This is a genomic window from Acidobacteriota bacterium (assembly GCA_029861955.1).
In the GTDB taxonomy this organism is placed as follows: Bacteria; Acidobacteriota; Polarisedimenticolia; order Polarisedimenticolales; family Polarisedimenticolaceae; genus JAOTYK01.
The window spans coordinates 34,924-59,452 of sequence record JAOTYK010000004.1 but is presented as its reverse complement, the minus strand read 5'-3'; the positions used below and the strand labels follow the sequence as shown (position 1 = coordinate 59,452).

At 64.5% G+C, this 24,529-nt stretch carries 18 protein-coding genes; 14 read left to right on the top strand and 4 right to left on the bottom strand.

Annotated features, from left to right (window positions below; all coding sequences use genetic code 11):
* Window positions 1-15 precede the first annotated feature (15 nt).
* A complete protein-coding gene (locus tag OES25_02830; protein MDH3626578.1) occupies window positions 16-630 on the top strand; it encodes an HNH endonuclease in 615 nt (204 codons plus the stop codon).
* A 1,780-nt stretch (window positions 631-2,410) separates the two neighbouring features.
* On the opposite strand, the gene OES25_02825 is transcribed toward OES25_02830, so the two are convergent.
* Entirely contained in the window at window positions 2,411-3,973 is a 1,563-nt protein-coding gene (locus OES25_02825) for a sigma 54-interacting transcriptional regulator (protein ID MDH3626577.1), read from the bottom strand.
* Window positions 3,974-4,078: 105 nt separating this feature from the next.
* Here OES25_02825 and OES25_02820 point away from each other — a divergent pair, with 105 nt between their 5' ends.
* The 6 genes from OES25_02820 (at window position 4,079) to OES25_02795 (ending at window position 12,420) form a co-directional block, all read left to right on the top strand.
* The gene (locus OES25_02820; protein MDH3626576.1) at window positions 4,079-4,810 is read left to right on the top strand and encodes a rhomboid family intramembrane serine protease; all 732 of its coding nucleotides are present in this window, start codon (window positions 4,079-4,081) and stop codon (window positions 4,808-4,810) included.
* A 483-nt stretch (window positions 4,811-5,293) separates the two neighbouring features.
* Window positions 5,294-6,187 (top strand): RNA polymerase sigma factor RpoD/SigA, encoded by an 894-nt coding sequence (locus tag OES25_02815; GenBank protein ID MDH3626575.1) that lies wholly within the window; start codon window positions 5,294-5,296, stop codon window positions 6,185-6,187.
* Between the two features lie 77 nt (window positions 6,188-6,264).
* Window positions 6,265-8,583 (top strand): ATP-binding protein, encoded by a 2,319-nt coding sequence (locus OES25_02810; protein ID MDH3626574.1) that lies wholly within the window; start codon window positions 6,265-6,267, stop codon window positions 8,581-8,583.
* 8 nt (window positions 8,584-8,591) lie between these two features.
* The gene (selB, locus tag OES25_02805) at window positions 8,592-10,451 is read left to right on the top strand and encodes a selenocysteine-specific translation elongation factor (protein ID MDH3626573.1); all 1,860 of its coding nucleotides are present in this window, start codon (window positions 8,592-8,594) and stop codon (window positions 10,449-10,451) included.
* A 101-nt stretch (window positions 10,452-10,552) separates the two neighbouring features.
* Window positions 10,553-10,756 (top strand): twin-arginine translocase TatA/TatE family subunit, encoded by a 204-nt coding sequence (locus tag OES25_02800; protein MDH3626572.1) that lies wholly within the window; start codon window positions 10,553-10,555, stop codon window positions 10,754-10,756.
* Window positions 10,753-12,420 (top strand): ChaN family lipoprotein, encoded by a 1,668-nt coding sequence (locus OES25_02795; GenBank protein MDH3626571.1) that lies wholly within the window; start codon window positions 10,753-10,755, stop codon window positions 12,418-12,420. The genes OES25_02800 and OES25_02795 overlap by 4 nt, the downstream gene beginning before the upstream one ends.
* Window position 12,421: 1 nt before the next feature.
* On the opposite strand, the gene OES25_02790 is transcribed toward OES25_02795, so the two are convergent.
* The gene (locus tag OES25_02790) at window positions 12,422-14,695 is read right to left on the bottom strand and encodes an HD domain-containing protein (protein MDH3626570.1); all 2,274 of its coding nucleotides are present in this window, start codon (window positions 14,693-14,695) and stop codon (window positions 12,422-12,424) included.
* 274 nt (window positions 14,696-14,969) lie between these two features.
* Between OES25_02790 and OES25_02785 the strand changes: the two genes are divergently transcribed.
* From OES25_02785 to OES25_02775, 3 genes are all read left to right on the top strand, one after another.
* A complete protein-coding gene (locus OES25_02785; GenBank protein MDH3626569.1) occupies window positions 14,970-15,452 on the top strand; it encodes a hypothetical protein in 483 nt (160 codons plus the stop codon).
* Window positions 15,453-15,532: 80 nt separating this feature from the next.
* Complete coding sequence (locus OES25_02780) at window positions 15,533-17,200, top strand: hypothetical protein (protein ID MDH3626568.1); 1,668 nt, start codon at window positions 15,533-15,535, stop codon at window positions 17,198-17,200.
* Window positions 17,197-19,464: an SMP-30/gluconolactonase/LRE family protein gene (locus OES25_02775; protein MDH3626567.1), complete on the top strand. Its 2,268-nt coding sequence runs from the start codon at window positions 17,197-17,199 to the stop codon at window positions 19,462-19,464. The genes OES25_02780 and OES25_02775 overlap by 4 nt, the downstream gene beginning before the upstream one ends.
* On the opposite strand, the gene OES25_02770 is transcribed toward OES25_02775, so the two are convergent.
* Both OES25_02770 and OES25_02765 read right to left on the bottom strand, forming a co-directional pair.
* Window positions 19,451-20,758 (bottom strand): EAL domain-containing protein, encoded by a 1,308-nt coding sequence (locus OES25_02770; protein MDH3626566.1) that lies wholly within the window; start codon window positions 20,756-20,758, stop codon window positions 19,451-19,453. The genes OES25_02775 and OES25_02770 overlap by 14 nt on opposite strands.
* Window positions 20,755-22,080, bottom strand: a complete 1,326-nt coding sequence (locus tag OES25_02765; protein ID MDH3626565.1) for a GGDEF domain-containing protein — start codon at window positions 22,078-22,080, stop codon at window positions 20,755-20,757. Before OES25_02765 ends, OES25_02770 begins: the two co-directional genes overlap by 4 nt.
* A gap of 247 nt (window positions 22,081-22,327) precedes the next feature.
* Between OES25_02765 and OES25_02760 the strand changes: the two genes are divergently transcribed.
* The 4 genes from OES25_02760 (at window position 22,328) to OES25_02745 (ending at window position 24,503) form a co-directional block, all read left to right on the top strand.
* Window positions 22,328-22,966: a 7-carboxy-7-deazaguanine synthase QueE gene (locus tag OES25_02760; protein MDH3626564.1), complete on the top strand. Its 639-nt coding sequence runs from the start codon at window positions 22,328-22,330 to the stop codon at window positions 22,964-22,966.
* On the top strand, window positions 22,966-23,640 hold the full coding sequence (gene queC, locus OES25_02755; protein MDH3626563.1) for a 7-cyano-7-deazaguanine synthase QueC: 675 nt from the start codon (window positions 22,966-22,968) through the stop codon (window positions 23,638-23,640). Before OES25_02760 ends, queC begins: the two co-directional genes overlap by 1 nt.
* Before the next feature lie 116 nt (window positions 23,641-23,756).
* Window positions 23,757-24,155 carry a hypothetical protein gene (locus OES25_02750; GenBank protein ID MDH3626562.1) on the top strand — a complete coding sequence of 133 codons (399 nt, stop codon included), beginning with the start codon at window positions 23,757-23,759 and terminating at the stop codon, window positions 24,153-24,155.
* A gap of 54 nt (window positions 24,156-24,209) precedes the next feature.
* Window positions 24,210-24,503 carry an HU family DNA-binding protein gene (locus tag OES25_02745; GenBank protein ID MDH3626561.1) on the top strand — a complete coding sequence of 98 codons (294 nt, stop codon included), beginning with the start codon at window positions 24,210-24,212 and terminating at the stop codon, window positions 24,501-24,503.
* Window positions 24,504-24,529: the final 26 nt, after the last annotated feature.

Sequence of the window (24,529 nt, the reverse complement as noted above, 5' to 3'; positions counted from 1 at the left end):
TGCAAGGACGAAGCCGTGGCCCAACACGCCGGTGCAGTTCTCGTGCTCAACTCGTTGTACCAAGCGGTGCAGGTCACAGGGCTGCGTCGCGCGTTTCGCCTGTTCTATTCCGGTCGGGCCCGCGCGGTGTCTCAGGAGTTCGTCAGCTACGATTTCGACGACTGGTGCGATCTGGTTCCACGGATCAACGATCCCGTCATCCGAACGCCCCGCCGTCGGATCCTCATTCCCCAGGTAATCCAGCTCGTGCACTACGATCGACTACCAAGTCGCGAGGTGCGCTTCACTCGACGGAACATCTTCTACCGCGATCGGAATCGTTGTCAGTATTGTGGGAAGGTGTTTGTACAGCGGCAGCTGAATCTCGATCATGTGATCCCGACGTCGCGCGGTGGAAAGTCCTGCTGGGAGAACGTCGTCTGTGCCTGTATCGAGTGCAACACCCGCAAGGGTGCACGCACCCCCGTCGAGGCCAGGATGAAGATGATCCGACGTCCGCGAAAGCCGGCCGGTATCCCTCTGCTCCGAACCATGTGGTTGGGGCCCTGCCCCGAGGAGTGGCGGACGTTCCTCGACGAAGCCTACTGGAACGTCGAACTCGCCGATGACGTTGTCCGCGTTCAGCGCTAGTCTCCGGCGCCACGCATGGTTGGCCGGTCTCGGGTTGCTGGCCCTGGTCGCGACCCATCGCCTTATCGCGTACGACGTGTGGTGGCAACTGGCCGCCGGTCGCTGGATCCTGGATCACGGTCTTCCGACGCACGATCCATTCAGTTACGCGTTTCCGGGCAGACCGTGGATCGAGCTTCGCTGGCTTTACTGCGTCGTGCTCGAACTGATCTACCGGGTCGCCGGTGTCCACGGGCTGATCGTGGCGAAGCTACTGGCGGTCCTGGCTGCGGCATGGCTCTGGTTGCGTGCGGCCGGGGCGACGACATCGGCCGCGGCCCGCGGGTTGGGTGCGCTCGTCCTGCTGCTGGCGGTCCACGATCGATTGACGATCCGTCCGGAGCTGGCGACGTTTGTTCTTCTCGGGCTGACCGTGTGGCTCCTTCGCAGCGGGGAGGCCGCAGGCGATCGGCGGTCCGGCTGGCTCGTGCCGATCCAGATCCTCTGGTGCAACCTTCACACACTGGCCATCCTGGGCCCGATCGTGCAGACACTCCACGTCGTGACCACCCGGCGCGAAGGACGTTGGGATCGTCGGGGTCTCGTCATCGCCGTTCTTTCCTGGCTGGCCCTGCTGGCCACACCCTACGGATTCAGGGGCGCGGCGTTCCCTTTCCAGCTCTGGTCACAGATTCGGTCGGGCCATTACCTCGACCGTGTCATCGGCGAGTTCCACGGACCCCTCTCCGAACTCTGGTTTCGTGCTGACCCGCGGACGATCGGGTTCCTGCTCTGTGTGGGGGTCTCCGCCGCATCATTCGCCCTCGTACCGTGGCGACGGTCGCTGTTTCGCATCGGGCTGTGGGTCGTCTTCCTCTATCTCGGCTTGCAGGCCGTTCGCAATGTCGCGCTCTTCGGTTGGGTCGCCGGTTTCGTCACGGTGGCCAACGTGGCGGCATGGGAAGCGACGGCGTCAGAAGGGCGTCGTCGACGCGTCGATCGCGTCGTGACGACGGTCTGTTGGCTGGCGCTCTTGATCGGTGCTCCGCTGATCGTCAGCGGTGAGTGGGCGCGACGGAATCACAGCGATAAGCAGTTTGGTGTCGGTATCAGCGATCGCCGTTTCCCCATCGAGGCCTGGTCGTTCATCGAGCAGGCCAAGCTGCCGCGCCCGATCGTTCACGGTCTGGGGGACGGCGGTTACCTGGCCCATATCGGAGGGTCCGGCGAGGTGCTTGTCGACGGACGACTGGAGGTCTACGGCGAGTCCGTCTTGTCCTCGATCTTGCCCATGATCGAGACCGGCGCGGGCCTGGACCCATTCGCGTCCCGTCACGGGATCGGCACGGTGCTTGTGCGGGACCCGGTCGATCGTCCGGGGCTGTTTCAGGCCCTCGAGAAGTCTCCCGACTGGGTTGCCGTCTACGTCGATCCTCGTCACGTTGTCTTCGTGCGTATGGGGTCGGTTCCCACCTCGACACTCGAACGTTATCGGATCGATTGGCAGCGACCGGAGACCTGGAATCCGGGATTTCGCCCACCGAAGCGACCCCGGGTGTGGCCGGTCGAGGGTGGGGAAGAGCGGTTCACGTCAGAGCGAATGGGGTTGTTGTTGACGTCTGTCGGCAACTACGAGGACGGCGCGCACCACATCGCCGCCGCGTTGGCGGCAGGTAGTCGGAACCTCCGTGTGCAGTGGTTCGATGCCCTCTATCGTGCGGCGGACTCGTCGGATGAGCCGGTGATCGATCGGTTGATTCACAGCGACCCCGACCTGGCCCGCCTCGGCGGGGAGATCTTCCTACGACGGGATCGTCCGCGGGTCGCGCTGGCGTTCTTCGACGCCGCCTTCGACGTGCAACTCGGGGGCACCCTTTATCTCGAGCGTGCGGCGGTCGCCGCCCTGGCCGCCGGTGACGTCGACGCCTGTCGGGGTCGTCTGGAGTTGTGGCGGCGGATGGAACCGCACAGTCTCCGCCTCAGGAGAATGGAGGAGGCCCTGCAGCGATTCGGGGGGGCGGGGATGGCGACCGATCCCGACGATCCTCATCCGTCGATATAGTTTCTGCCGCGACCAGCCGATCTCTCGTGCGGTGGCCGCGAGGTTCCCGCGGCACTTCTGAATGGAAGACTCGATCAACCGTCGTTCGGCCCGGGTCTTCTTCGAATCCCGCCGTGGGCGATCGGGGAAGAGCAGCGCTTCGGTCAGCGGGAGACCGTCGGCGCGAAGGGTGGCTCGCACCAGGACGCCGTGCAGTTCGCGGATGTTGCCGGGCCACGAATGGCAGACGAGACTTCCCCAACCATCGTCGGCGAACCGCAGGGGACCTGCGCCGGTCTCTCGACGGATCCGAGACTCCAGCGTGGCGATGATCGTCGGCAACTCGTCGAGCCGCTTGCGTAGCGGTGGCACGCTGGCGCTCAGCGTCGACAACCGAAAGAACAGGTCGGCGCGGAAGCGATCGTCGGTGAGATCCCGGTGGGTGGCGGCGACAACCCTCACGTCCACCCGTCTCTCGACCGAGCTACCCACCGGACGGAAGGTCGACTCCTGGAGCACCCGCAGGAGTTTTGCCTGCAGGCCGCGGGACATCTCGCCGATCTCGTCGAGGAACAACGTTCCGCCGTCGGCGGCGACCAGCAGACCGTCACGGTTGCGGTCGGCGCCTGTGTACGCACCGCGACAGACGCCGAAGATCTCACCGTCCAGCAGGCTCTCGGCGATCGCTGCGCAGTTGACCGCGACAAACGGACCCCGACGCCGACCGCTCCAGTCGTGGATCGCACGGCTGACCGCCTCCTTGCCGACGCCGGTCTCGCCCTCGACGAGGACCGGCAGGTCGCAGGCGGCGAGCTTCCTGAGCCACGGTTCGATCGACGGGGGAACCCTGGTCGCCCCGGGTAGGGGCTCCCCCGGCGTGGACGCGACGCTCCAGCCCAGGAGCGCCGCGAAGGCCCGGCCCGCCTCCTTCAGGTCGGCCGTGGAGAGCGGAGACGGTCGCTGAAACTCCAGCGCCAGGAGCAGGTCGTCATGGCCGTCGACACGCGCGATCACGACTCCCCCGGGAGGGGACCGCGGACCGTGGTACAGCTGGATGGGGTCGGCCTGGCGGAGGAAGCGGTCCAGCAGGCTACGAGCGGGAGCCCCGTCGCCCGTAGAGAGTAGGGGATGGAACCTCTCCCCCAGACGGCGCCCCAGCCAGCCTCGCCGGGCCCCACAGCCGCGAACGGTTTGTGCGAGAAGCTCGTCGCCGACGATCGACCCCTCACCACAGGCCACACAGGCCCGGGCTAGCTGGCGCCAGACGCCAAGCCCGGAACCGATTGACGCCGTCCGTGGCGTCGGGATATCCTCGAAATCCATCGGAACCACCTTGCCAGAACCTCTCACCGACCTTAACCCCCGTCCCATGAATCGATTGACGGACGTTTTCCCCCTGAGTTCCTACGACGCAACCCGGATGGATCGATGAGCTATTACCGACAGGGCCCTTCTCGGCCGGGCGGCGGCATTCAGATCGGGCTTCCCGGTGTCACGCCGATGGTCAAGGCGATCATCGTCACCACCGTGGCCATGTACGTGGTGGATTTCCTCTTCAAGCAGTTCGGGGTCTACCTGGCGCTCAACTTCGGAATCGTTCCCTATAAGTTCGTCCACGGATTTGTCTGGCAGCCCCTGACCTACATGCTGCTCCACGGCGGATTCACCCACATCCTGTTTAACATGTTGATGTTATGGATGTTTGGTGGCGATCTGGAGCGGCGCTGGGGTGGGCCGGCCTTCCTCCGTTTTTACATCGTCTCCGGCCTGGGTGGGGCCTTCTTCATCGTCGTGCTGGCCTATCTGATTCCCGCCAGCTCCGTGATGATTCCTACAATCGGTGCGTCCGGAGCGATTTTTGGTGTCATGACGGCCTACGGGGTGATCTTCGGCGAGCGGACCGTCCTGATGATGATGCTGTTCCCGGTGAAGGCCCGAACGATGGTGCTGATCATGTTCGTCATCACCTTGATGTCGACCATCAGCCAGCCGGGGGACCGGGTCTCCCATGCAGCCCATCTGGGCGGCGCCATTGTCGGCTTCGCCTACCTGAAGCGTATCTGGCGGGTGGGGGAGTTCTACCGAGAGCTGCGTTGGAAGTATCAGCGACGTCGGTTCAAGGTCATGGACAAGCAGGACACCGACCGCTGGACCCACTGAACCCGCTGAACGTTGTTCACGTCGACGACCTCAGGCGTCGGTCCGCAAGCGCGACGGAAGCAAACCCATAAAACGCCTAAAACCCAGAGCTGACAGGGGTTTTCGTTAATTCATGACTGTTGACACTGTGCAATGCGGTGCATACACTATTGCAATCGACCCGGTATGTGCGATGTGTGATGTCTCGACGGGTACCGAGCACACAACAACGACATGCTCTAGGGGGGGCGCGTGACTCGACGACACGACACAATGAATCCGTTTGGATCCTTGTTGCCCGTGCGTCTGCCTGCCTCGATCCCATCTGCCCCGCCGAGATGTCGCTACCTCGGGGCGGAGGCCAAGAAACAAACTAAACAACGGCGACGGGTACGTACCGTGACCCAGCGGGTGGGTCAAGCGGTTTTGGGCTAGTTCCGGTTACCGAACGACGACTCCCCCCAGTCATTGCGCGGCACCGGGACCTACTAGGGGCTACACACATTGAATTCTACGACGAAGGATCGGACTCTTCTGTCGCGTTACTTCTCCGAGATCCGCGATTACCCACTTCTCACCAAGGAACAAGAACAGGATCTTGCACGCAATGTGAAGCAGGGCTGCAAGGACTCCTTGAATGAGTTGATCGAGTCCAATCTGAGTTTCGTCGTCAAGGTCGCCAGCGAGTATCGCAACCTCGGCCTCCCGTTCGAAGATCTGCTCAACGAGGGCAACCTCGGTCTGATCGAGGCCGCCCAGCGTTACGACGACGCCAAGGGCACCAAGTTCATCACCTACGCCATCTGGTGGATCCGTAAGTCGATCCTGAAATCCCTCAGCGAGCATTCCAGTCTGGTCCGGGTCCCGACCTACCAGATGAAGAAGGTCCGCGAGATCCGCGACACCGAGAACATCCTTCGCCGCAGCCTGGGTCGGAAGGCGACCCGGGAAGAGATCTCCACGAGTCTGGAGCGCAGCGTCGCGAAGATCGACCAGGTCCTGCAGTTCAGCCTTCGCGAGATGAGCCTGGACGACAAGGTCGGCAAGGACCGTGAGACGCCGATTTCCGATTACCTCGTAGACGACACCTCCCACAGCCCCGAAGAGAGTCTGATCCGTCGCGAGGCCAACAACCTGGTCGAAGAGGCGATGCATCACCTCACGCAGCAGGAGAAGATCGTTCTCTACCATCGATTCGGTATGTCCGGCGGCCCACAGCTCACCCTCAAGGAGATCGGCGAGATGATGAGCATCAGCCGGGAGCGTGTGCGGCAGATCGAGTGTCAGGCGAAAACGCGGCTCCGTAAGCTGTTCGCCCGCACGCGCCTCGTCCGTTCGCCCAGTCGACGACCGCTTCCCGTTCGCTCCATCGGGCGGAGTCCGCACGTCACTCATTGATCCGCGTCTTGCAAGCGCTGGTCGCTCTCCCATAGACTCGTCCCTGTGGATCATCCTCGATCTTCGGGAGCGGCTGCGTGGATCTCCGTCACGATTGGGAATCCGAGTCGGTAGACGCCGACCCGCGTCGGCAGACGACGATGGATTGGCCGCGGCTGTTTGCCTGCGAGACGGCGACCGACGCGTTGACGGTGATCGCCGGTTGGCTGGGCCCACCGATCCTCGGTCTCCGTCTCGGCGAGTCCTCCCGCCTCCATGCCGCCGTCGCCGAGTGGCGGATCTCCGACGACTGTCGTGCGACCCGTCGTTTCGAACGAATCGTCGCCGGCCAGCCGAGCTGGACGCTGACCCTCTCCACCGCGTTCGACCCCCACGAGCAGTTGTCCTTCGATCAGGCGGCCTGGGCCCTGGCGGCGTGGCGACAGCAGCGTGTCGAGCGTGACCGTGAACTGCTGCGGCTTACCGCTCACACGCAGGAACTCAACCTGATCCAGGTACTCGGGCAGCGATGTGCCGAGGCCCGCACGCCGGCCGAGTTGTTCGCGGCGGGTGTGGAGATCCTGGAACGAAGCGAGCTGGCCGCCTCGATCGTGGTCGCCCACGATGTCGGCGGTGACGCGGTGATCGAGTTCCACGGTGGCGCGCCGGACGACCCGACCCACCGCAAGGACTGGCTGCGTCGCGCACGTGGAATCCTCGGCTGGAGACAGGACCGCCAGGTGACCCTGCAGGTCGAACAGGCGACGGGACCCCTGGCCGGTGTCGACGAGGAGAGTCTGGTCATCCTGCCGTTGCTCCGCGGAGATCGCGTCGTGGCCTGCTTGATCCTGGTGCCGACCGCCGCCGCCGTCGATCGCGAGATGCGTCTTGCGTACAGCGCCGGCAACCAGATGGCGCTCCATCTCGATCGCATCCTGACCGTGATGGAGGTCGAGTCCGATCGAACACGGAGCCTCCTGGCGTCGTTGCCACAGGCGGTCGTGCTCCTCGATGCCGGGCAGCGAATCGTACTGGTGAATCCCGCGGGTGAGGAGTTGCTGCGGGGATTCGAGTTGGAGCCCAGCGGCCCGGCGGGCCCCCTGATCGCGACGCTCGGTATCGAGAATGCCGTCGGTCGTGTGGAGGCGGACGAGCAGCTCGTGGTCGAAGACGAGGTCTACGGTCAACCGGATCGAGCCATCGCCGTCACCGTTTCGTCGGTGCCTGCGCCCGGCGGGAAGTTCCTGGCCATCGTTCTTGCCGATGTCAGCGAACGACGACGAAGCCAACAGCGTCTGGCCCATTCGGAGAAGATGACCAGCCTCGGTCAGATGATCTCCGGCGTCGCGCACGAGTTGAACAACCCGCTCAGTAGTGTGCTGGGGTACGCACAGCTCCTGGCGCGCGCCGGTGCCGATGAGACCGGCCGCCGCCGCCTGGATACCCTCGAGCGCGAAGCCCAACGATGCCAACGGATCGTTCAGAACTTGCTTTCGTTTGCGCGTCGTCGTGGAAACGAACACGCACCCACCTCCCTCAACGAGGTCGTCGAATCGGTCCTGGGTCTGCTGGGTTATCAGCTGCGCGTGTCCGGCGTGGACGTCCAGCACACCCTGGACCCGTCATTGGCGGCGCTGACGGCGGATCGTCATGAGCTGCAGCAACTGCTGGTCAATCTTCTGACCAACGCCAAGCATGCGCTGCAGGGGCAGGACGGCCAGAAGCGGATCGAGATCCGAACCGGCACGACGGTGGATGACACGTTGTGGCTCGAGGTCGAGGACAGCGGTCCGGGGATTCCCGAGGCGATTCGTCACAAGATCTTCGAGCCGTTCTACACCACGAAGGGCGAGGGCGAGGGGACCGGTCTCGGCCTGTCCCTGAGCTACGACATCGTGCGGACTCACGGCGGCCGGATAGCGGTCTCCGACGGGTCCCAGGGTGGGGCGCTGTTCCGGATGGTCTTCCCTCCGGCCGGTCGCGCCGCAACGGGTGGGGTGGACGGGACGGTCGGCGATTCGATTGTCGTAGCACCGCCATCGTTGCGCGCCGCGACGATCCTCGTGGTGGATGACGAGAAGGATGTCGCGGCCATGATCCGCGATGCGTTGGCGGAGGACGGTCACACGATCCGTCATGCCCATGACGCGACAACCGCGATGCAACTCTTGCGTGAAATACGTTTCGACCTGTTGATCACGGACCTGCGAATGCCCGGTGTCGATGGGGCGCAACTGATCGAGGAGATCCGCCGCGCCGAGGGTACGGCGAACCTGCCCGTGCTTCTGACCACCGGTGACACGATCAGTGCGGAGGCCGGGGGGCTGCGCGAGTCCCTGGAGGTCGGCTGGATTCAGAAGCCCTTCGAACTGGACGACCTCCGTCGCGCCGTCGCGGAACGGTTGGTCCGCGACTGAGCGGCAGGATGCGGCACCTCGTCATCGGAACTGCCGGTCACATCGATCATGGCAAGAGCGCCCTGGTCCATGCACTGACCGGGACCGACCCCGATCGTCTGGACGAGGAGAAGCGAAGGGGCATCACGATCGAGTTGGGCTTTGCCGATCTTCCGCTCGATGACACGCGCACGTTGTCATTCGTCGATGTGCCGGGGCACGAACGGTTCGTGCGTCACATGGTGGCGGGCGCGACGGGGATCGAGGCCGTGATGCTGGTCATCGCGGCCGATCAGGGGATTCAGCCCCAGAGCCGAGAGCATCTGCAGATCTGTGAACTGCTGGGCGTTCGCCGTGGAGTGGTCGTCCTCACCAAGGTGGACCTCGTCGACGACGACCTGCGGGACGTCGCCACACTCGAGGTTGAGGAGTGGTTGACGGGTTCGTTTCTCGAAGGGGCACCGATCGTGCCGGTCTCCGCAAAGACCGGCGTGGGGATCGAGGCGTTACGCGCGGTCCTCGCCGATTGTTGCGACGCCGTGACCGAGTCCGGTCGGTCGTCTGTCGTGCGACTGCCGGTCGATCGCGCGTTCACGCTTCGTGGCTTCGGGACCGTTGTCACCGGCACGCTCGTCGGCGGACAGCTACAGACCGGCGACGAGCTGGAGATCCTGCCCTCCGGCACCCGCGCAAGGATTCGCGGCCTGCAGGTTCATCGCCAACCGGTGGAGATGGCCCACGCCGGTCGACGGGTTGCCGTCAACCTGCAGGGCGTCCACCCCGACGAGGTGCCCCGCGGCTCAACCCTGACACGACCTGGGCAGATGTTGCGCACACGTCGTGCGTGGGCGCGTGTCTCGGTGGGCCCGGAAATGCCGGAGGCCCTGGCACGAAACGGACAGGTCCGTTTTCATCAGGGCACCACCGACGGTCCGGCGCGAATCCGATTGCGCCGGGTCGAGGCAGGCGGGACCTACGCCGCCGAGTTGACGTTCGACGAGCCGTTGGCCCTGGCGCCGGGCGATCGTTTCGTGCTCCGTCGCCCGTCGCCGATCGACACCATCGGAGGCGGCGTGGTCGTCGATGCCCAGCCACCGCCGCGGGCGCTGACGGACGAGGTCACGCTCAACGATCCCGAGGATCTCGCGGCAGTCCTGGTGGATCGGCTACGACAGGCCGGGTCGAGCGGACTCGAGGTCGCGGAGCTTTCCGCCGCTCTGGGAGTCACCGATGAGGAACTGGCGAGCCAACTGGACTCCCTGGAGTCGGCGCAGGTCGTCGGCACACGGGCGATCGAACAGGAGGCCTGGTCCGCCGCCGGGCAATGTCTCGCGGATGCCGTCGGCACGCTCCACGAACAAGAACCGCTGAAGGTCGGCTTCAATCGGGAGACCGTCCGCGCCGAGGCCGCGCTGGAACTCCCGCAGGATCTCCTGCGAAAAAAGCTGGACGAATTGGCCGACGCCGGCGTCGTCGAACTGACCGGAGATCGTGTGCGGCGCGTCGGGCATGAGATCCGGCTGAGTCCGGCGCAGCAGCGCATCGCAGACGGATTGACCGAGACTCTCAGGGCGGAAGGTCTCGAGCCCGGCGACCCTCTGGCGAAGGTCGCGAGTGCCGAGCGTCCAGGGGTGACCGCTCTCGTCGATCTGTTGGTGGACCAGGGGCGGCTCGTTCGTCTCCACGACGGCAAGCTGTTCCACCCGGGGGCGATCGAGGGGTTGAAGGCCAAGCTGAAGACGTTTTCTGAGGGGCAGCGCTCCTTCGCCGTGGGGGAGTTCAAGGAACTGGCCGGGATCAGCCGGAAGAATGCGATCCCGCTCCTGGAGCACCTCGACGCCACCGGTGTGACACGTCGTCGGGGCGATTCCAGGGAGATTTTGCTCTGAGCGACCGCGATACGTCCCGTTCTGGCATCCGCCTGGGCAGTGTAGTAAGTTCGCCCTGAGGGTCCTGGACGCGGTTCTGCGGCATCCTCGAAGGAGACAGCATGGCACGCCTCGCGCTATTCGGAACCCTCGGTGGGCCGGAACTGCTGATCATCTTCGGCATCCTCATCTTGTTATTCGGTGCCCGCAAGATTCCCGATCTCGCCCGAGGTCTCGGTGAGGGGATCCGTGGTTTCCGTTCGTCCCTCCGTGGGGGCGACGACGACAACGGCGGTCAATCCGATAAAGGCGCCAACGGCTCGTGAGTCGTCGGACCGCCCCCCGGTCCGTCAGTCCGCTCATCGCACGACAGAAGCGGGCTGCTGATCGATTGCGACGTCAGGTGATGGAGGAGGACGGCTCCCTCGATCATCCCTATTTTCGAAAGCTCCAAAGACGCGTCGCACGATTCCGCGAGCAGGTGTCTCGCTCCGAGATGGATCGGGATCTAACGACGGCCGGACTGATCTACATCGGGGACTTCCACGCGACTCCGGCGGCCCAGGCCGAGGCCGCCGATCTTCTCCGCCGACTCTCTCTGTCCGATCGACCGCTCGCCCTGGGCGTCGAGTTCGTCTACGCGCGGCAACAACGCTTGCTGGACCGACGGCAGTCGGGGGAGTTGGACGACGCGACATTCCTGCGTCGCATCCATTACCGCGAGGAGTGGGGTTATCCTTGGGCCGGATTCCGCGCGGTTCTTGACGCCGCCCGCGATCTGAACGTCCCCGTGCATGCCCTCGACGCCCCGCCGCGCGGCGGCTACGGTGGCGTCGCCGTTCGCGACGAACATGCGGCGCGGCGGATCGCCGGTCTCGTGGCACAGGATCCCGCACGACGCTGGTTGATCCAGTTCGGCGAGTCCCATCTGGCAAAGACCCATCTTCCCAGTCTGGTGCGTCGCAGGCTCAAGCGTCATGGCATCGACACGCCCTCCCGCGTCGTCCTGCAGAACGCCGAGACGCTGTACTGGCAACTGGTCGGTGCGGGATTGCCTACCGACAGACCGGTACGAATCGACGACGAGGCGTGGTGCCTGTTCAACACCGGGCCCCTGGAGAAATACGAAGCCTACCGACAGGTGCTCGATCGTTGGCGTGGCGACACGCACCACGACGACGAGATCGACCTGACACCGGCGGTCCATCATCTGATCGAGGTGCTCTGTGGTTGGCTCGAGATCCGGCCCGACCGCAAGCGACTCCATCATCGCGCGGGCTGGAGCGAGGATCTCGTCGATGCGTTCCCCGAGGTCTACAGTGGCCCCGAAGCCGAGCAACTGTTGCAACCGATCATGGAAGAGCGGGGTCGGCGTCCCGCCGAGATCGACGAGGCTAGGCTGATCCTCGATCGTCGTGGAGCGCTCTACGATGCCCGTTCCAACACGATTTTCCTGCGGGCCTACCTACCGGGGGCCGCCGCGGGTGTCGGTGCCAAGTTCCTCCGTACCGCACTCACCGGTCGGTTGTTCATCTCGCCCGACGACTTCGCCGACGACGCCGCCCAGCGGATGTACGCCCATGCCTATTCCGAGGGGCTGGCCCAACTGGGGGCCCGTCTCGTGGATCCGGCCAGCGGTGTGGCGGGGCTGGACATGGTTCGTGCGGTGCGTCCGGCCGCCGGGGCGTGGGTGGGATTGCAGGAAGCCCCGGCCGGCGAGATGCTGGACTACTGGATCGATCTCCATCGACGTTTCGAACGGTCGACCGCCACGATTCCGCCACGGGACCTGGTCGTCCAGCTACGGCAGTCCCGCCCGTTGCGTCGAGTGCTGGCGCGGGCGATCGGTCAGCGGCTCGGACGCGCGTTGTTCGCCGCGGTCCAGGACGGTTCGTTGGGGCGTGCGGAGTTGCGTCGGTTGTTTGCCCGTCCGCTCCCACCGCGTTCTGCGGCCCGTACGGTCGTTCGGTTGTTGAGGCGTCAGGGCTGAGTCAGGCGAGACGTTCACTCGCCCGCTTCGCCTCGAACGGAACCACGGTTCGATCCCCATGCCGACTCGACGCGAGCCGATACCCGAGAAGCGTCATCAACGTCTCGAAGTCGTCTCCGTCCTCGGGCCAACTGGCGTGGGACGCGATAACACGAACGACGACGGGTTCGCCTTCGGCTCGCAACACCGGTCGCTCCTCGAGTTGTTGGGTCAGCTCCCGCCAACGCTTGACGAGGTGGCCGGAACGATGTTCCGGCGTCAACACGATGAACGTCTTCCAGCCGATGCGAATGGGCGTCTCGAGACCTGTCGTGCGTAGCGCGAGACGACGAGCGAGTTCGATCGTGGCTCGCTGGCAGGTCTCCGGACCGTCGTGGGCCTGGACCTGCTCCAGCCCGTCGAACTCCAGCGCGATCAGTCCACACGGTTTGTCGCCGGTCTCCACGCCGATACGACGGGTGGCCTCCACACGTAGGTAGCGTGCGTTGGGGAGCCCCGTCAGCGGATCGGTGAGCGAGGCCGGGAGTTGTCCGGGGACCCCGTGGTCGTCTCGCTGCCGTGTGACGCGGGCGAATGGCCCGCAGAGTAACGCAAGCCGTCGCTCGTCGGTCAGGCCGAAGGTGCGATCCTTGTCGTCGTACAGCGCGAGAACCCCCACCGCCCGTCCATCCCGGATAAGAGGGACCGCGATGCCGGTCTGTAGGCTCCGTAGTCCGTCGCTGCCGGCGATACCGTCGAGGTCGTGGGTCGTCTGACGATCGGCCCTCGGTGCGAGGGTCTCCGGCGGGACACAGTTCACCACTCGACGCGACGCAAGACTGTGACCGGCCATGCGCGAGTCGGCGGACGAGATCCTCAGGCCGACGAGTTCGTCAGCGGCCTGGCCGTCGGCGAACAGTGGCGTCAACCGATTCTCATCGTCGGTTCCGAAGACCACCAGCGTTCGATGGGGTAGCCACTTCCTCAGGTTCGCGGACAGAAGTGTCCAGCGTTCGGGTTCTCCCAGCTCGTAGTCGGCGATGCGCTCCATGTCGTAGAGCGTGCAGAGATAGGCCTCCCGTTCCTTCATCGAGAATGTCTCGTCGTCGGTTTCCTCGATCTCCACGCTGCCGACCGCGGCGGCATTGGAGCGTAGATGGTCGACCAGGGCTTCAACCACCGTGGGGTCGAACATGTGGCCGCTCTGTTCGTTCAGGTAGTCCAGGGCTCGAGACTCGGTGTAGGCGGCTCGATAGGGACGGTCGGAGACGAGGGCGTCGTAGCAGTCGACGGCGGAGAGGATCCGGGCACCGAGGGGGATCTCGTCTCCCGCCAGTCCGTCGGGGTAACCGGTGCCGTCCCAGCGTTCATGATGATGTCGGACCGCATCCTGCACAGCCTGGGGAAAGTCGATGCTCGAGATGATCTCGGCGCCGACACCGGGATGCATCCGCACCTGACGCCACTCGTCCGCGTCCAGGCGGGCCGGCTTGTCGAGGATCCGACGCGGGACGGCGATCTTCCCCACGTCGTGGAGGATCGCGGCCATCGACAGGGATCGACACTCCGGCGGTGTGAACGAGAACCGCCGGGCCAGTGCCTTGCAAAGTTCGCGGACACGATCGAGGTGGTGTCGCAACTCCCGATCCTCGACGACCAGCGAGTGCGCCAGGGCCCGGGCGATGGAGTCATGGACGTCGTGGGTCGTTTCATCGAGGGCGGCCCGCGTTGCGCGTCGACGCCCATAGGCCACGCCACCCGCAAAGCCGAGTAGCGCGAAGAGCGTGACCCAGATCCAGCGGGCACCTCCCGAGAGCGAGTAGAGGTTGGCAAGAAACGGAACGGTGGCCAACGCGAGGGCAACCTCGACACCACGGGCCCACAATCGCGTGCGCGAGAACGGTGCCGATTGCTGAACACAGAAGCGTCGCAGGTGCGAGAGCGCCGTGTCGACGCCGACGACCATCAGCGAGAACCCGAGCATCGCAACGATGGATGTCAGCATGCCGGCCGGTCCGACATCGGCGATCCAACTGTAGGTCACCGCGCCCAGCGTTACGGCGATGGCCGATTGGGACAACTCGTACCCCCATCGACCCGGGGACAGTGGGGCATGGCGTTGACGACGATGGGCATCGGCCAGCCGCGCCAACAACCCGCAGGCCACGGCCAGAGGGAAACCGGACAGATGTTGCGCCAGCAAGACGATGGGTAACGAGATCGCGATGGGGCCCACGCGGTGGGAGCGAAGGGGAAGCCCACCGGCCAGAGTGGCGATCAAAATCAGGGGCCACATGGTTGTGGCATCCTGAGAAGAGAACGCCGCCAGCCCCCAGACCGCCATCGAGACGCCGAACCCCTGAACCGCACCCAGGATAATCTCCCGGGGAAGCGGCGATTTCCCTTTGTTTTTCAGCGTTTCACTCCCCGGATGACGGATCGGACTCGCAGAGTCAAACCTAGGGCCGGATTGCCAAGGGAGGCAAGGGGAAGCCGGTTGAGCCACGCCATGGGGGTACGTATAATCCTGCTATTCAAAAACGCGATTTTGGCAACGTGGAGTGGACCGAATGGCAAAGACGAATGAGGAGATCGCGCGACGGGTCTATCGAGCACTGAAGACGCCGTCGGACGATAACCCTCGCACGGATCCAATCCTCGCGTTTCATTTCAAGAACAAAGACGACTACATCATGGTCCGCTGTAACAAGACGCCCGAGGTATCCATCAAGGGCAAGGACCAGACCGCCGGTGAAGTCAAGTTCTTCGCCTACAGCGACTTCTCCGATTTTCGTGAAGACGATGTCCTGTTTCGATTGAAGGACGAGGTCAAGTTGATCGAGCTCTACCGGAACGGGGCGGTCCAGGCGCAGCAGTTTGATTCGTGGGCCGTGTTCAGCAAGTGGCTCGACACGCTTGACGACAACGGCGTGCAGATCTCCCTGAAGCTTCCCTGTCTCGTCTACGCGGCGGTGCGTGGCCAGCAGCCCTCGATGCAGAACTTCATCGTCGAGGCGATCAAGGAATCGCTGCGTAACGGCTCGGACTCCTGACCCGCCAAGCGACCAGGGGAGTTCAGGCGACGCTCGTCGGTCTCCTGCTCTGCCTCGCTGCGCTCCCGCTAGCCAACGCGATGCCGCCCCTGATCGAGGGCGAGGTGCGTCCCGGGCAACAGGGTGTCGCGCGGACGGCGATCGTGGGTCGGGAGATCATCGAGATCCCGTTGACGGTCCTCGGCGTGCTCGATGACCAACTCGGTGCGGGGATCGATCTGTATCTCGTCCGGCTGGAAGGTCCCATCGCCGAGGAGGTCGGTGTCGCCGCGGGGATGAGCGGGAGCCCCGTCTTCATCGATGGACGTCTGGTCGGTGCCCTGTCCTATCGGATGGGAAGCCTCCCGACTTCCGCCATCGCCGGTGTCACACCGATCCACGCCATGTTGGACGCCCGACGTTACGGGGCGAGCGCGGAGACCCCGACATTGAGCCTGTCCGACGGGATGGTCCAACCGATCGGAACCCCGGTCCATGTCTCCGGGCTGCATGGCGCGCTGCGTGGGTGGACCGCCGAGCGTCTCTCAGAAATGGGCATGACCCTGGTACCGGGAGCGGGAGAGGATCCCACCATCGGCGATGCCGCGAATCTGGTCGGTGGCTCGCCGGTGGGCGTGGCGCTGACCCGTGGTGATCTGAGTATTACCGCCACCGGCACGGTGACGATGGTCGACGGCCAGACGGTCTGGGCCTTCGGTCACCCGTTCATGGGTCGCGGGCGGGTCGAGATGCCGATGGTTCACGCGGAGGTCGTCCACACCCTCGGAGATCTCGCCGGCTCGTCCAAGTTGGCCAGAACCGGACGCGTGCTCGGCGCCATCGTCGAGGATCGGCTCACCGCCGTCGTCGGCGAGATCGGTCGTCAGGCAGCGATGATTCCGATGACGATCTCGTTGGCCCAGGAGGGCCGACTGGAGGAGCCGCTACGGATCGAGGTCGTGCGTCACGACGCGTTGACACCGCTTCTGCTGGCGGTGGCCTCGGCCAACGTCCTGTCGAATCGGCTCGGCGTCGAATCCGAGATGACGATCTATGCCCACGCACGTGTTCGGCTGCAGGGGCACGAACCGCTGGTCCTGGAGTCGATGAACTCCGGCAGCGGTGGTGCGGTGGCGTTCGGTCTCGCCGCCGATCTCCAGGCCTCCATCGGTGCCCTGTGGGACAACCCGTACGAACCGCTGGAGATCGAGGGGGTCGATGTCACCCTGCGGGCGTCTCCGGAGCGACGGGAGTATCGCCTGGTCGAACTTCAATACGACCGCGGCGCCCTGCGTCCCGGCGAATTGCTCCGGGTGCGATGCGTGATGGAGTCCTATCGTGGCGATCGTCGGGTTGAGACTCTCGAGGTCGCCTTGCCTCGCGACGTGGATTTCGAACGACTGGCGTTGGCCGTCGGTTCCCCGACCGATGTGGCTCGTGCCCTGGGTCGGCGAGATCTTCGTCGTGCACTGAGCGCCGTCGATCTCGATCCACTCCTGCAGATCGTCTCGCAACGACGCCCGGCTCATCAATTGACGGCTGTCCTCTATCGGTTCGCCGACGGCGTTGCCCATCGCGGGCTCAGCCTCGGAGAACTTCCACCGACCGCCCGTCGACTGATCGGAGACGGCACCACCCTGCGACGAAACGTCGTCGATCGAATCGTCGAATTCGATCGTGTCGAGTTCCCGCTGGACGGTCCCGTCACCGGCGGGCTCGTGCTGGGACTACAGATCGACCCCAAACTGGAACCGGAGACCCGACCATGAGAGATCCATCCACCCGTTGTGTTGTCCCGTGGGTCCTGGGGCTCGTTCTCCTGACCGCCGGCTCCGCGGGGGGTGCAGAGACGGCGCAGTACTCCACACCCCAGGCGCTGGCACAGGGAACCCTGGACGGCACGTTGATCGATGCCGACGGCCGCCTCGCACTTGCTCCGGAGGTCGAAACCCTGTGGGGGCCGGAAGAGGGGATCGTCTGGCGGGTGACCCACGACGGTCGCGGGGGAGTCTTTGCCGCACTCTCGGGACCGGCACGCCTGCTGCACATCGCCGCCGACGGAGAGACGGCGATCTGGCACCAACCCGAGGACGAACAGCTGTTCACCGCCGTCGCGACCGATCCTGCCGGTCACGCCCTGCTGGGCGCGACGCCCTCCGGCGAGGTGTGGAAGTATTCGGCGGCCAACGTCGGCGAGAGGCTCGTGGAGACCGACGCCGCGTTCGTCTGGGCGCTGTCCGTCGCCGACAACGGCGACCTGTGGGTCGGCACCGGTGTGCCTGGCCGGGTCCTGCGTGTTCGGGACGGCGTCTCGTCGATCGTCCACGAGACCGCACAGGATCCCGTCCGCTGTCTCCTTCCGCTGGACGACGGCGGCGTTCTGGTGGGGACCGGCGGGCAGGGCCACATCATCCGGATATCCGGCGACGGGCGACCGTACGTCCTCTACGATGCCGACTCGCCGGAGATCGTCGCCCTGGCGCGGGATGAAGACGGCGTGATCTACGCCCTGGCCGTCGGTGGTGCCAAGCTGCCTGGTCGCGCCGATCGTGCCGCTCGTGGCGCGGGCGCCAAGACGCCTCAGGTCCAACAGACGGTGACCGTCCGTGCCAAGCCCGATGAGTCGGACGACGCGGGAAGCGAACCGAAGGAAAAAAAAGACGACAAGTCCGCGCCCGGTCGGGACGGCGGTCCGCAGAAGCTGTCGGCGACACCCGGCGGAACGGTTTATCGCATCGAGCCCGACGGTGCCGTCCACACACTCTGGGAGACCGTCGACGAGATGCCGTTCGCCATGGCCCGTCGTGAGGACGGACTCCTGGTGGTGGCGACCGGTGCGCAGGGTCGTCTTCACATCATCGATCCGACGACCGGACACGCGTCCCGGCTGTTGCGGGTCTCCGCCAATCAGGCCAGCGCCCTGACCCTGGACCCCGCCGGCAGCATCTGGGTCGGCGCGACCCACGACGCACGGATAGAACGGATCCACGCAGAGGTGCGGGCGACGGGGCGGTATCTGTCGCCGGTCGTCGACGCAGGGACCATCGCCCGCTGGGGGCAGGTGACGGTCCGGGACGAGCCCGGAACGTCCGGGACGCTGCGTACGGAGATCCGTGTCGGCAATACGGAGTCGGCGGACGAGACGTGGTCCGATTGGGTCCCGTTGCAGAAGGCGGGAGAGGACGGCCTCACGGCCCGTCGTGCGCAGATCCGTCTGCATCTTGCCGCACGGGGTGGCAAGGGGCCGCGGGTCAGCGGTTATTCCCTGCATTACCGTGTCCACAATCGTCGACCGCAAGTCATGGCCCTCGACATCGAGCGGCCGGGAGTGATCTGGGTTGCAGGTCCGACGCAGAGCAGCAGTCGGTTGGGGCCGGTGATCGCCAACGACCCCGTTGCGAGACGGGCGATGGCCAGCCTGAGTCGTCCCGCACCTCGTTCGAACGGAGCCGTGCGCAAGGGGTACGAGCCCGGCGCCAGGACCTTTCGATGGCTGGCCAGGGATCAGGACGGCGATCGACTTCGGGCAACCCTCGCGGTGCGTCGGGAGGGCGGCGAGACCTGGTTCCCGATCGCCCGCGACCTGGAGACGACCTACTACAGCTGGGATGCCCGGGGAATGCCCGACGGTGCTTATCGTGTTCGTGTCACCGTGGACGATCAGCTCGATCATCCCGACGGCGAGGGGCGTCGTCATCAGAAGGTGAGCGACCTATTCGAACTGGACAACACGCGACCTCGCGTCGCAGATCTGAAGATCCGATCCGACGGCAACGGGTGGCGTGTTCAGTTCTCCGCTGCGGACCCCGAAGGCGCGGTCGCCGCGGTTGAGATGGCCGTGGATGGGGGGCAGTGGCGGTCCGTCACGCCGCTCGACGGGGTGGCCGACTCAGGAAGCGAGCCCTGCGAGGTCTGGGTGGAGGCGCTCCGAAACGAGGAGGGCCGGTCCCTTCAGCTTCGGGTGACCGATGCCGCCGGTAACCTGGGCGGAAATATGAAACGGTTAAGCAAGGACGGCGCTAGCTCTCGCTGACGACCAGGTTCTCCCAGTCCGGAATCTCCGGCGGGGAGTCGGGTCGGGCGAACAGGTACCCCTGGGCGCAACGGACACCGGCCTCGGCCAACTTCTCCAGCTCTGCCTGTTGCTCGACCCCCTCGGCAATCAGGGTGATCGACGTATTGTCGGTAAACCGGCGAATCGTTCGGATCAACTCTCGTTTGATCGGATCCAGGTGTAGGTCGCGCACCAGCGACATATCGACCTTCAGGAAGTCCGGGCGGATCTCGGCGATCGCCTGAAGACCGGCGTAGCCCGACCCCACGTCGTCCATGGCCAGTTGGTAACCGATGCTGCGAACCTCGTCGAGGAATTCTCGCAGCGCTCCGAAGTCCTGGACGACGGAATGCTCCGTGAGTTCGAAGACCACCCGGTCCGGTGTCAGGCCCGCGCTCCGTAGCAATTCGGGCAGGCCACTCATCTGCAACTGGGGATCGCTGAACGAATCCGGCTCGATGTTGAGGAACAGCCTCTGACCCGACTCGAGGGTCGGTAGACCTTCGATCGCCTTCTTGCGGCAGAGGCGTTCGACGGCCCACAGTGCGCCATTGTCACGGGCGACCTTGAAGAGACGATCGGGCGTCTGAAACGCGCCGTTTGGAATGCGGGTCAACGCCTCGTAGCCGAGGATCCGTTGGGCGACGAGATCGACCACCGGTTGGTAGACGGTCTTGACCTGCTCGGAGCGCAGTAGTCGGTGCAGGCGAATCGCGTGAGTTCGCTCTTCGCGCTCACGCTGGCCGAGACCATCGGCAAACGCCTGCTCGAGGCCGCCATAGATGATCCGGCGGGTATCGACGCCCTCGTCGTGGCTCATCAACGCACCGCCCAGATAGACGCCGAACTTCTCCACGTCGTCGGCCGGGAGAGTCTTGCCCAGGTGGGCCTTGATCCCACGGGAGAGACGATGGCGTACCCGTGTCAGGTCACCCTTGTCCAACGCACGCTCTTCCCGGGGTGGCCCCAGGAGCACGACAAACGTGTTGCCGGCGACAAGCGGATCCAGGATGACATCGCTCTGTCTCAGCCGGCTCGATTGGAAACGGGTCAGGAAGACCGAGATCTCCTTGAGGATCGCTTCGTAGGTGGACCATCGATTGCGGGACAACTCGTTGCCCTCACTGAGGACCGTGATCGAGAGCAGCCCCAGCTGGCGGCGCTCCGAGAGTTGCTCCTGTATCTGACCGAGCAGCACGACCAGGCTCGGCAGCTCGGGGAGTCGGGCGGCAGCGGTGTCGCCGGGCAGAGTCATGCCCATCGGACTCTTCACCGGTGCTCCCCCTCGGATCGATCGTCAGCGGCCATCGCAGGCTGGTCCACGACATCCGCTGCGTCACCGATGCGCACGCCACGAAACCGTGTCACGCGGTTTCGCCCGCCACGCTTGGACTCGTACAGGGCCTTGTCGGCGTTCTGAGTCAACTCGTGAGAGTCGCATCCGTCACGGGGGAATTCGGCGACTCCACCGCTGATCGTCAGAACTCCGTTGGGCTGATTCTCCTGGAGCTCGAACTTGTACGCCTCGATGGCGGCGCGGATCCGCTCCGCCGCAACCATGGCCTCCGCTCCTTGGGTGTCGGGCATGGCGACGATGAACTCCTCGCCGCCGTATCGACAGACCCAGTCGCTGGGACGCACGCAGTTCTGGACCAGTTTCGACAACGAGCGCAACAGCGCGTCGCCGGCCGGATGACCGTTGGTGTCGTTGTAGTTCTTGAAATGATCGATGTCGAAGATGAACAGCGATACCGGGCGCGCATCGCGATCCGACTCGTAGATCATCTCGCTGAGAGACTTCATGAAGTGTCGCTTGTTGAGCAGCCCGGTCAGACCGTCGTGGTTGGCCTGCGCCGTCAACCGCATCCGGTAGTGACTGTTGACGAGGGCCAGGGATCCCAGGTTGGTCACCAGCTGAAACATCAGCTTCATGTCCCGCGGATAGTTGTTCACGCCGCTGATGGCGATCACACCCAGAACCTCTTCGTTGCTACGATGATTGTGATGGAGCAGCGGGCCGACGATCTCGGGTCGGACCATCGGATGGTTGTCCTTGATCGTCACGCCGTCGGTGGCCATCGGATTGGCCCAACTCTCGCTGAGCATCTCCAGCTTGTTGGCAGCGACCCAGCCAATCTTGCCCTCTCCGAACGGAATGGAGCGAAGGGCCGGTGGGACGTCGGTCAGGCCCCGCTGTTCGGCGAGATGCAGGACCGGGTCTCGTCGCTCTCCACTGGTGTCGTGTGCCGTGGCATAGAACAGGACCTTGTTCGGGTCGAAGATCGCCGTGATCAACTGGATGATCAGCCCCGGCACATCTCTGGAGTTCAGGTCCGCGCGGTTCAGCTCGCGAACGACGCTCGGTAGGGATCGTGCCAGCGCCGCGATGGTTTCCTGCTCGCTCTTGATCTTGCCGAGGAGTCGACTCTGATCTTTAGCCTGTTTCTCGGCACGCTCCAACTTGCGTCGGGTGGCAAAGAGGTCGGTCTTGAGTTGTCGGCGTCCCAGGCGAGACACAACGGCACCCACCAGCAACGCAGTTACCGCGACGACCCCGGAGAGCAGTTCCGGCTGTTGCAGGACCGAATTGAACACACGAACCCTTTTTTCGTGTGAGTCTTCATTGCAAGGAACGTTCCCATTTCACGACCGGAGGGCTTCGAGCTATCCCCATGCAAACGAACGACTTACAATATTGACGATCTTCTAATTACCCCGATGACCCGACGTCGATTGGCGGACGGTCGTCGTTCGCTGCCCCTCAACGTCACCTCGATCACCGAATTGGCGTTGCAATCTCGGCCCGACGGAGGCCTCGAGGGCCCTGTGTACAATGCGCCGCATGTTGCGGGTCAACGAGATTTTTCACTCGATTCAGGGCGAGTCGACCCATGCCGGTCGCCCCTGCGTCTTCGTCCGACTGACCGGCTGCAACCTCCGATGTAGCTGGTGCGACACCGCGTACGCTTTTCACGAAGGTCGGACCATGAGTGTGGACGAGGTCTGCGAGGCCGTGGCCGGTCACGAGTGCGACCTGGTGGAGTTGACAGGTGGCGAACCCCTTTTGCAGGCGGCCGCCATCCCGCTGATGGAAGCGTTGTTGCAGCGCGGGCACGAGGTGTTGCTGGAGACCGGGGGGAGTCTTTCGGTCGACGAGGTGCCGACGGCCGTCGGTCGGATCATCGACGTGAAGTGTCCCGGGAGCGGGGAGTCGGATCGGAACCACTGGGAGAACCTGGCCGCACTCCGGGCGGGGGATGAACTGAAGTTCGTGATCAACGATCGCGCCGACTACGAGTGGGCACGACAGGTCGTTCGTGAGCGAGACCTCGGCAAGCGATGCCCGATCCTGTTCTCGGGAGTCCACGAGTCGTTGTCGGCGACTCGGTTGGCGGACTGGGTTCTGGAAGATCGGTTGCCGGTCAGGGTCCAGCTGCAGTTGCACAAGTTGCTCTGGCCCGGCGTCGAGCGGGGCGTGTAATGGCCCGAGCGGTGGTTCTGCTCTCCGGCGGTCTCGATTCCGCCACCTGTCTCGCGTGGGCGATCCGGGAGGGTTGGGAGGCCCACGCGCTGAGTGTTCGCTACGGTCAACGACATGCCGTCGAACTGGAGCGGGCCGCGGAGTTGGCCGACGGGATCGGTGCCGCCTCCCATCGCATCGCCGACGTCGACCTCGGTTTCATCGGTGGCTCGGCCCTCACCGATCTCACCCTGGATGTCCCCGACGGCAGGGGAGTCGATGGCGGGGATGAAATTCCCATCACCTACGTTCCGGCACGGAACACGATCCTGCTCTCTCTCGCGCTGGGTTGGGCCGAGACCCTGGAGGCCGAGGCCATCGTGGTGGGCGTCAATCGGATCGACTATTCGGGCTACCCCGATTGTCGCCCGGCGTTCATCGCCGCCTTCGAGAGGCTGGCCGGTCTGGCGACTCGGGCCGGTGTCGAGGGTTGTCCGGTTCGCGTCCTCACGCCCCTGCTCGATCACGGCAAAGGGGAGATCGTTCGCCTGGCGCTACAGCTCGGCGTGGATCTTTCCCGGACGCTTTCCTGCTACGACCCGTCCCCGCAGGGCAGCCCTTGCCGGCGATGCGAGGCGTGTGTTCTCCGGGCTCGTGGCTTCGCCGATGCCGGGGAAACGGACCCTTCCGCCTGACGCCAACAAGTGAATCGTTGCCATCCCGCTGTTTTTAGGTTTAGGATGGTGCTGTCTCGCCCTCGGAATGTGGGTTTCCGGGGAGAGTTAACACGCGAAGTACGCAGGAGGCGTTGGTGGAAAACAAGATCGTCGTCCATCTGAAAGACGGGACGATCCATAAGGGTGTGACCCACGATTTTCAGACAACGGTCGAGTCCTTTCATCTCTTACCGGGTGAGGGAGGCGGGGTCCCGCTCCGCATAAAGATCGACGACATGAAAGCTCTGTTTTACGTCAAGGATTACATCGGCAATCGCGACTTTGTCGCGCGGCAGCGGTTTGCCGAGGCCCACGCGAGCCAACGCAAAGCAGTTGTTCAATTCAAAGATGGCGAAGAGATCTGGGGAGTCCTGGGTGACGGCGTCGATGACGGCGGACTCGGGTTTTTCTTCTACCCGGCGGATGAGAGAGACAACAACATCCGCATCTTCGTCAACCGATCTGCGATGGAAGGTATGCGCCTGGTCGACTGAGCCGGAGGTCGCGAGGCGATTGGGCATGGAACCTGTCGAAGGAAGGAGTTCTCCATGAACAAGGCCGAACTTGTCGATCGACTGGCAGAGAGGTCGGGGCTGTCTCATCGTGAGTCCCGTCAGATCGTCGACTTCATTTTCGACCCGGACCCCGCAACCGGGTTGATCGCGAAAGAACTCCTGAGTGGTGGCAAGGTCGCCATCAGTGGGTTCGGGACGTTCGAGGCCCGTGCACGCAAGGCACGCGTGGGACGCAACCCCCACACCGGCGAAGCGCTCAGCATTCCGGCAACCCGTGCACCTGCGTTCAAGGCCGGAAAGCCTCTCAAGGAAACGTTGCGCGGATAGCCGTCATGCCCCGTCAAGGGGGTAGG

Coding starts and splice junctions, on each gene's coding strand:
- OES25_02800 (MDH3626572.1), top strand. CDS start 10,553: ATGGCACGCCTCGCGCTATTCGGAACCCTCGGTGGGCCGGAACTGCTG.
- OES25_02820 (MDH3626576.1), top strand. CDS start 4,079: ATGAGCTATTACCGACAGGGCCCTTCTCGGCCGGGCGGCGGCATTCAG.
- OES25_02825 (MDH3626577.1), bottom strand. CDS start 3,973: ATGGATTTCGAGGATATCCCGACGCCACGGACGGCGTCAATCGGTTCC.
- OES25_02780 (MDH3626568.1), top strand. CDS start 15,533: ATGCCGCCCCTGATCGAGGGCGAGGTGCGTCCCGGGCAACAGGGTGTC.
- queC (MDH3626563.1), top strand. CDS start 22,966: ATGGCCCGAGCGGTGGTTCTGCTCTCCGGCGGTCTCGATTCCGCCACC.
- OES25_02775 (MDH3626567.1), top strand. CDS start 17,197: ATGAGAGATCCATCCACCCGTTGTGTTGTCCCGTGGGTCCTGGGGCTC.
- OES25_02745 (MDH3626561.1), top strand. CDS start 24,210: ATGAACAAGGCCGAACTTGTCGATCGACTGGCAGAGAGGTCGGGGCTG.
- OES25_02790 (MDH3626570.1), bottom strand. CDS start 14,695: ATGTGGCCCCTGATTTTGATCGCCACTCTGGCCGGTGGGCTTCCCCTT.
- selB (MDH3626573.1), top strand. CDS start 8,592: ATGCGGCACCTCGTCATCGGAACTGCCGGTCACATCGATCATGGCAAG.
- OES25_02760 (MDH3626564.1), top strand. CDS start 22,328: ATGTTGCGGGTCAACGAGATTTTTCACTCGATTCAGGGCGAGTCGACC.
- OES25_02785 (MDH3626569.1), top strand. CDS start 14,970: ATGGCAAAGACGAATGAGGAGATCGCGCGACGGGTCTATCGAGCACTG.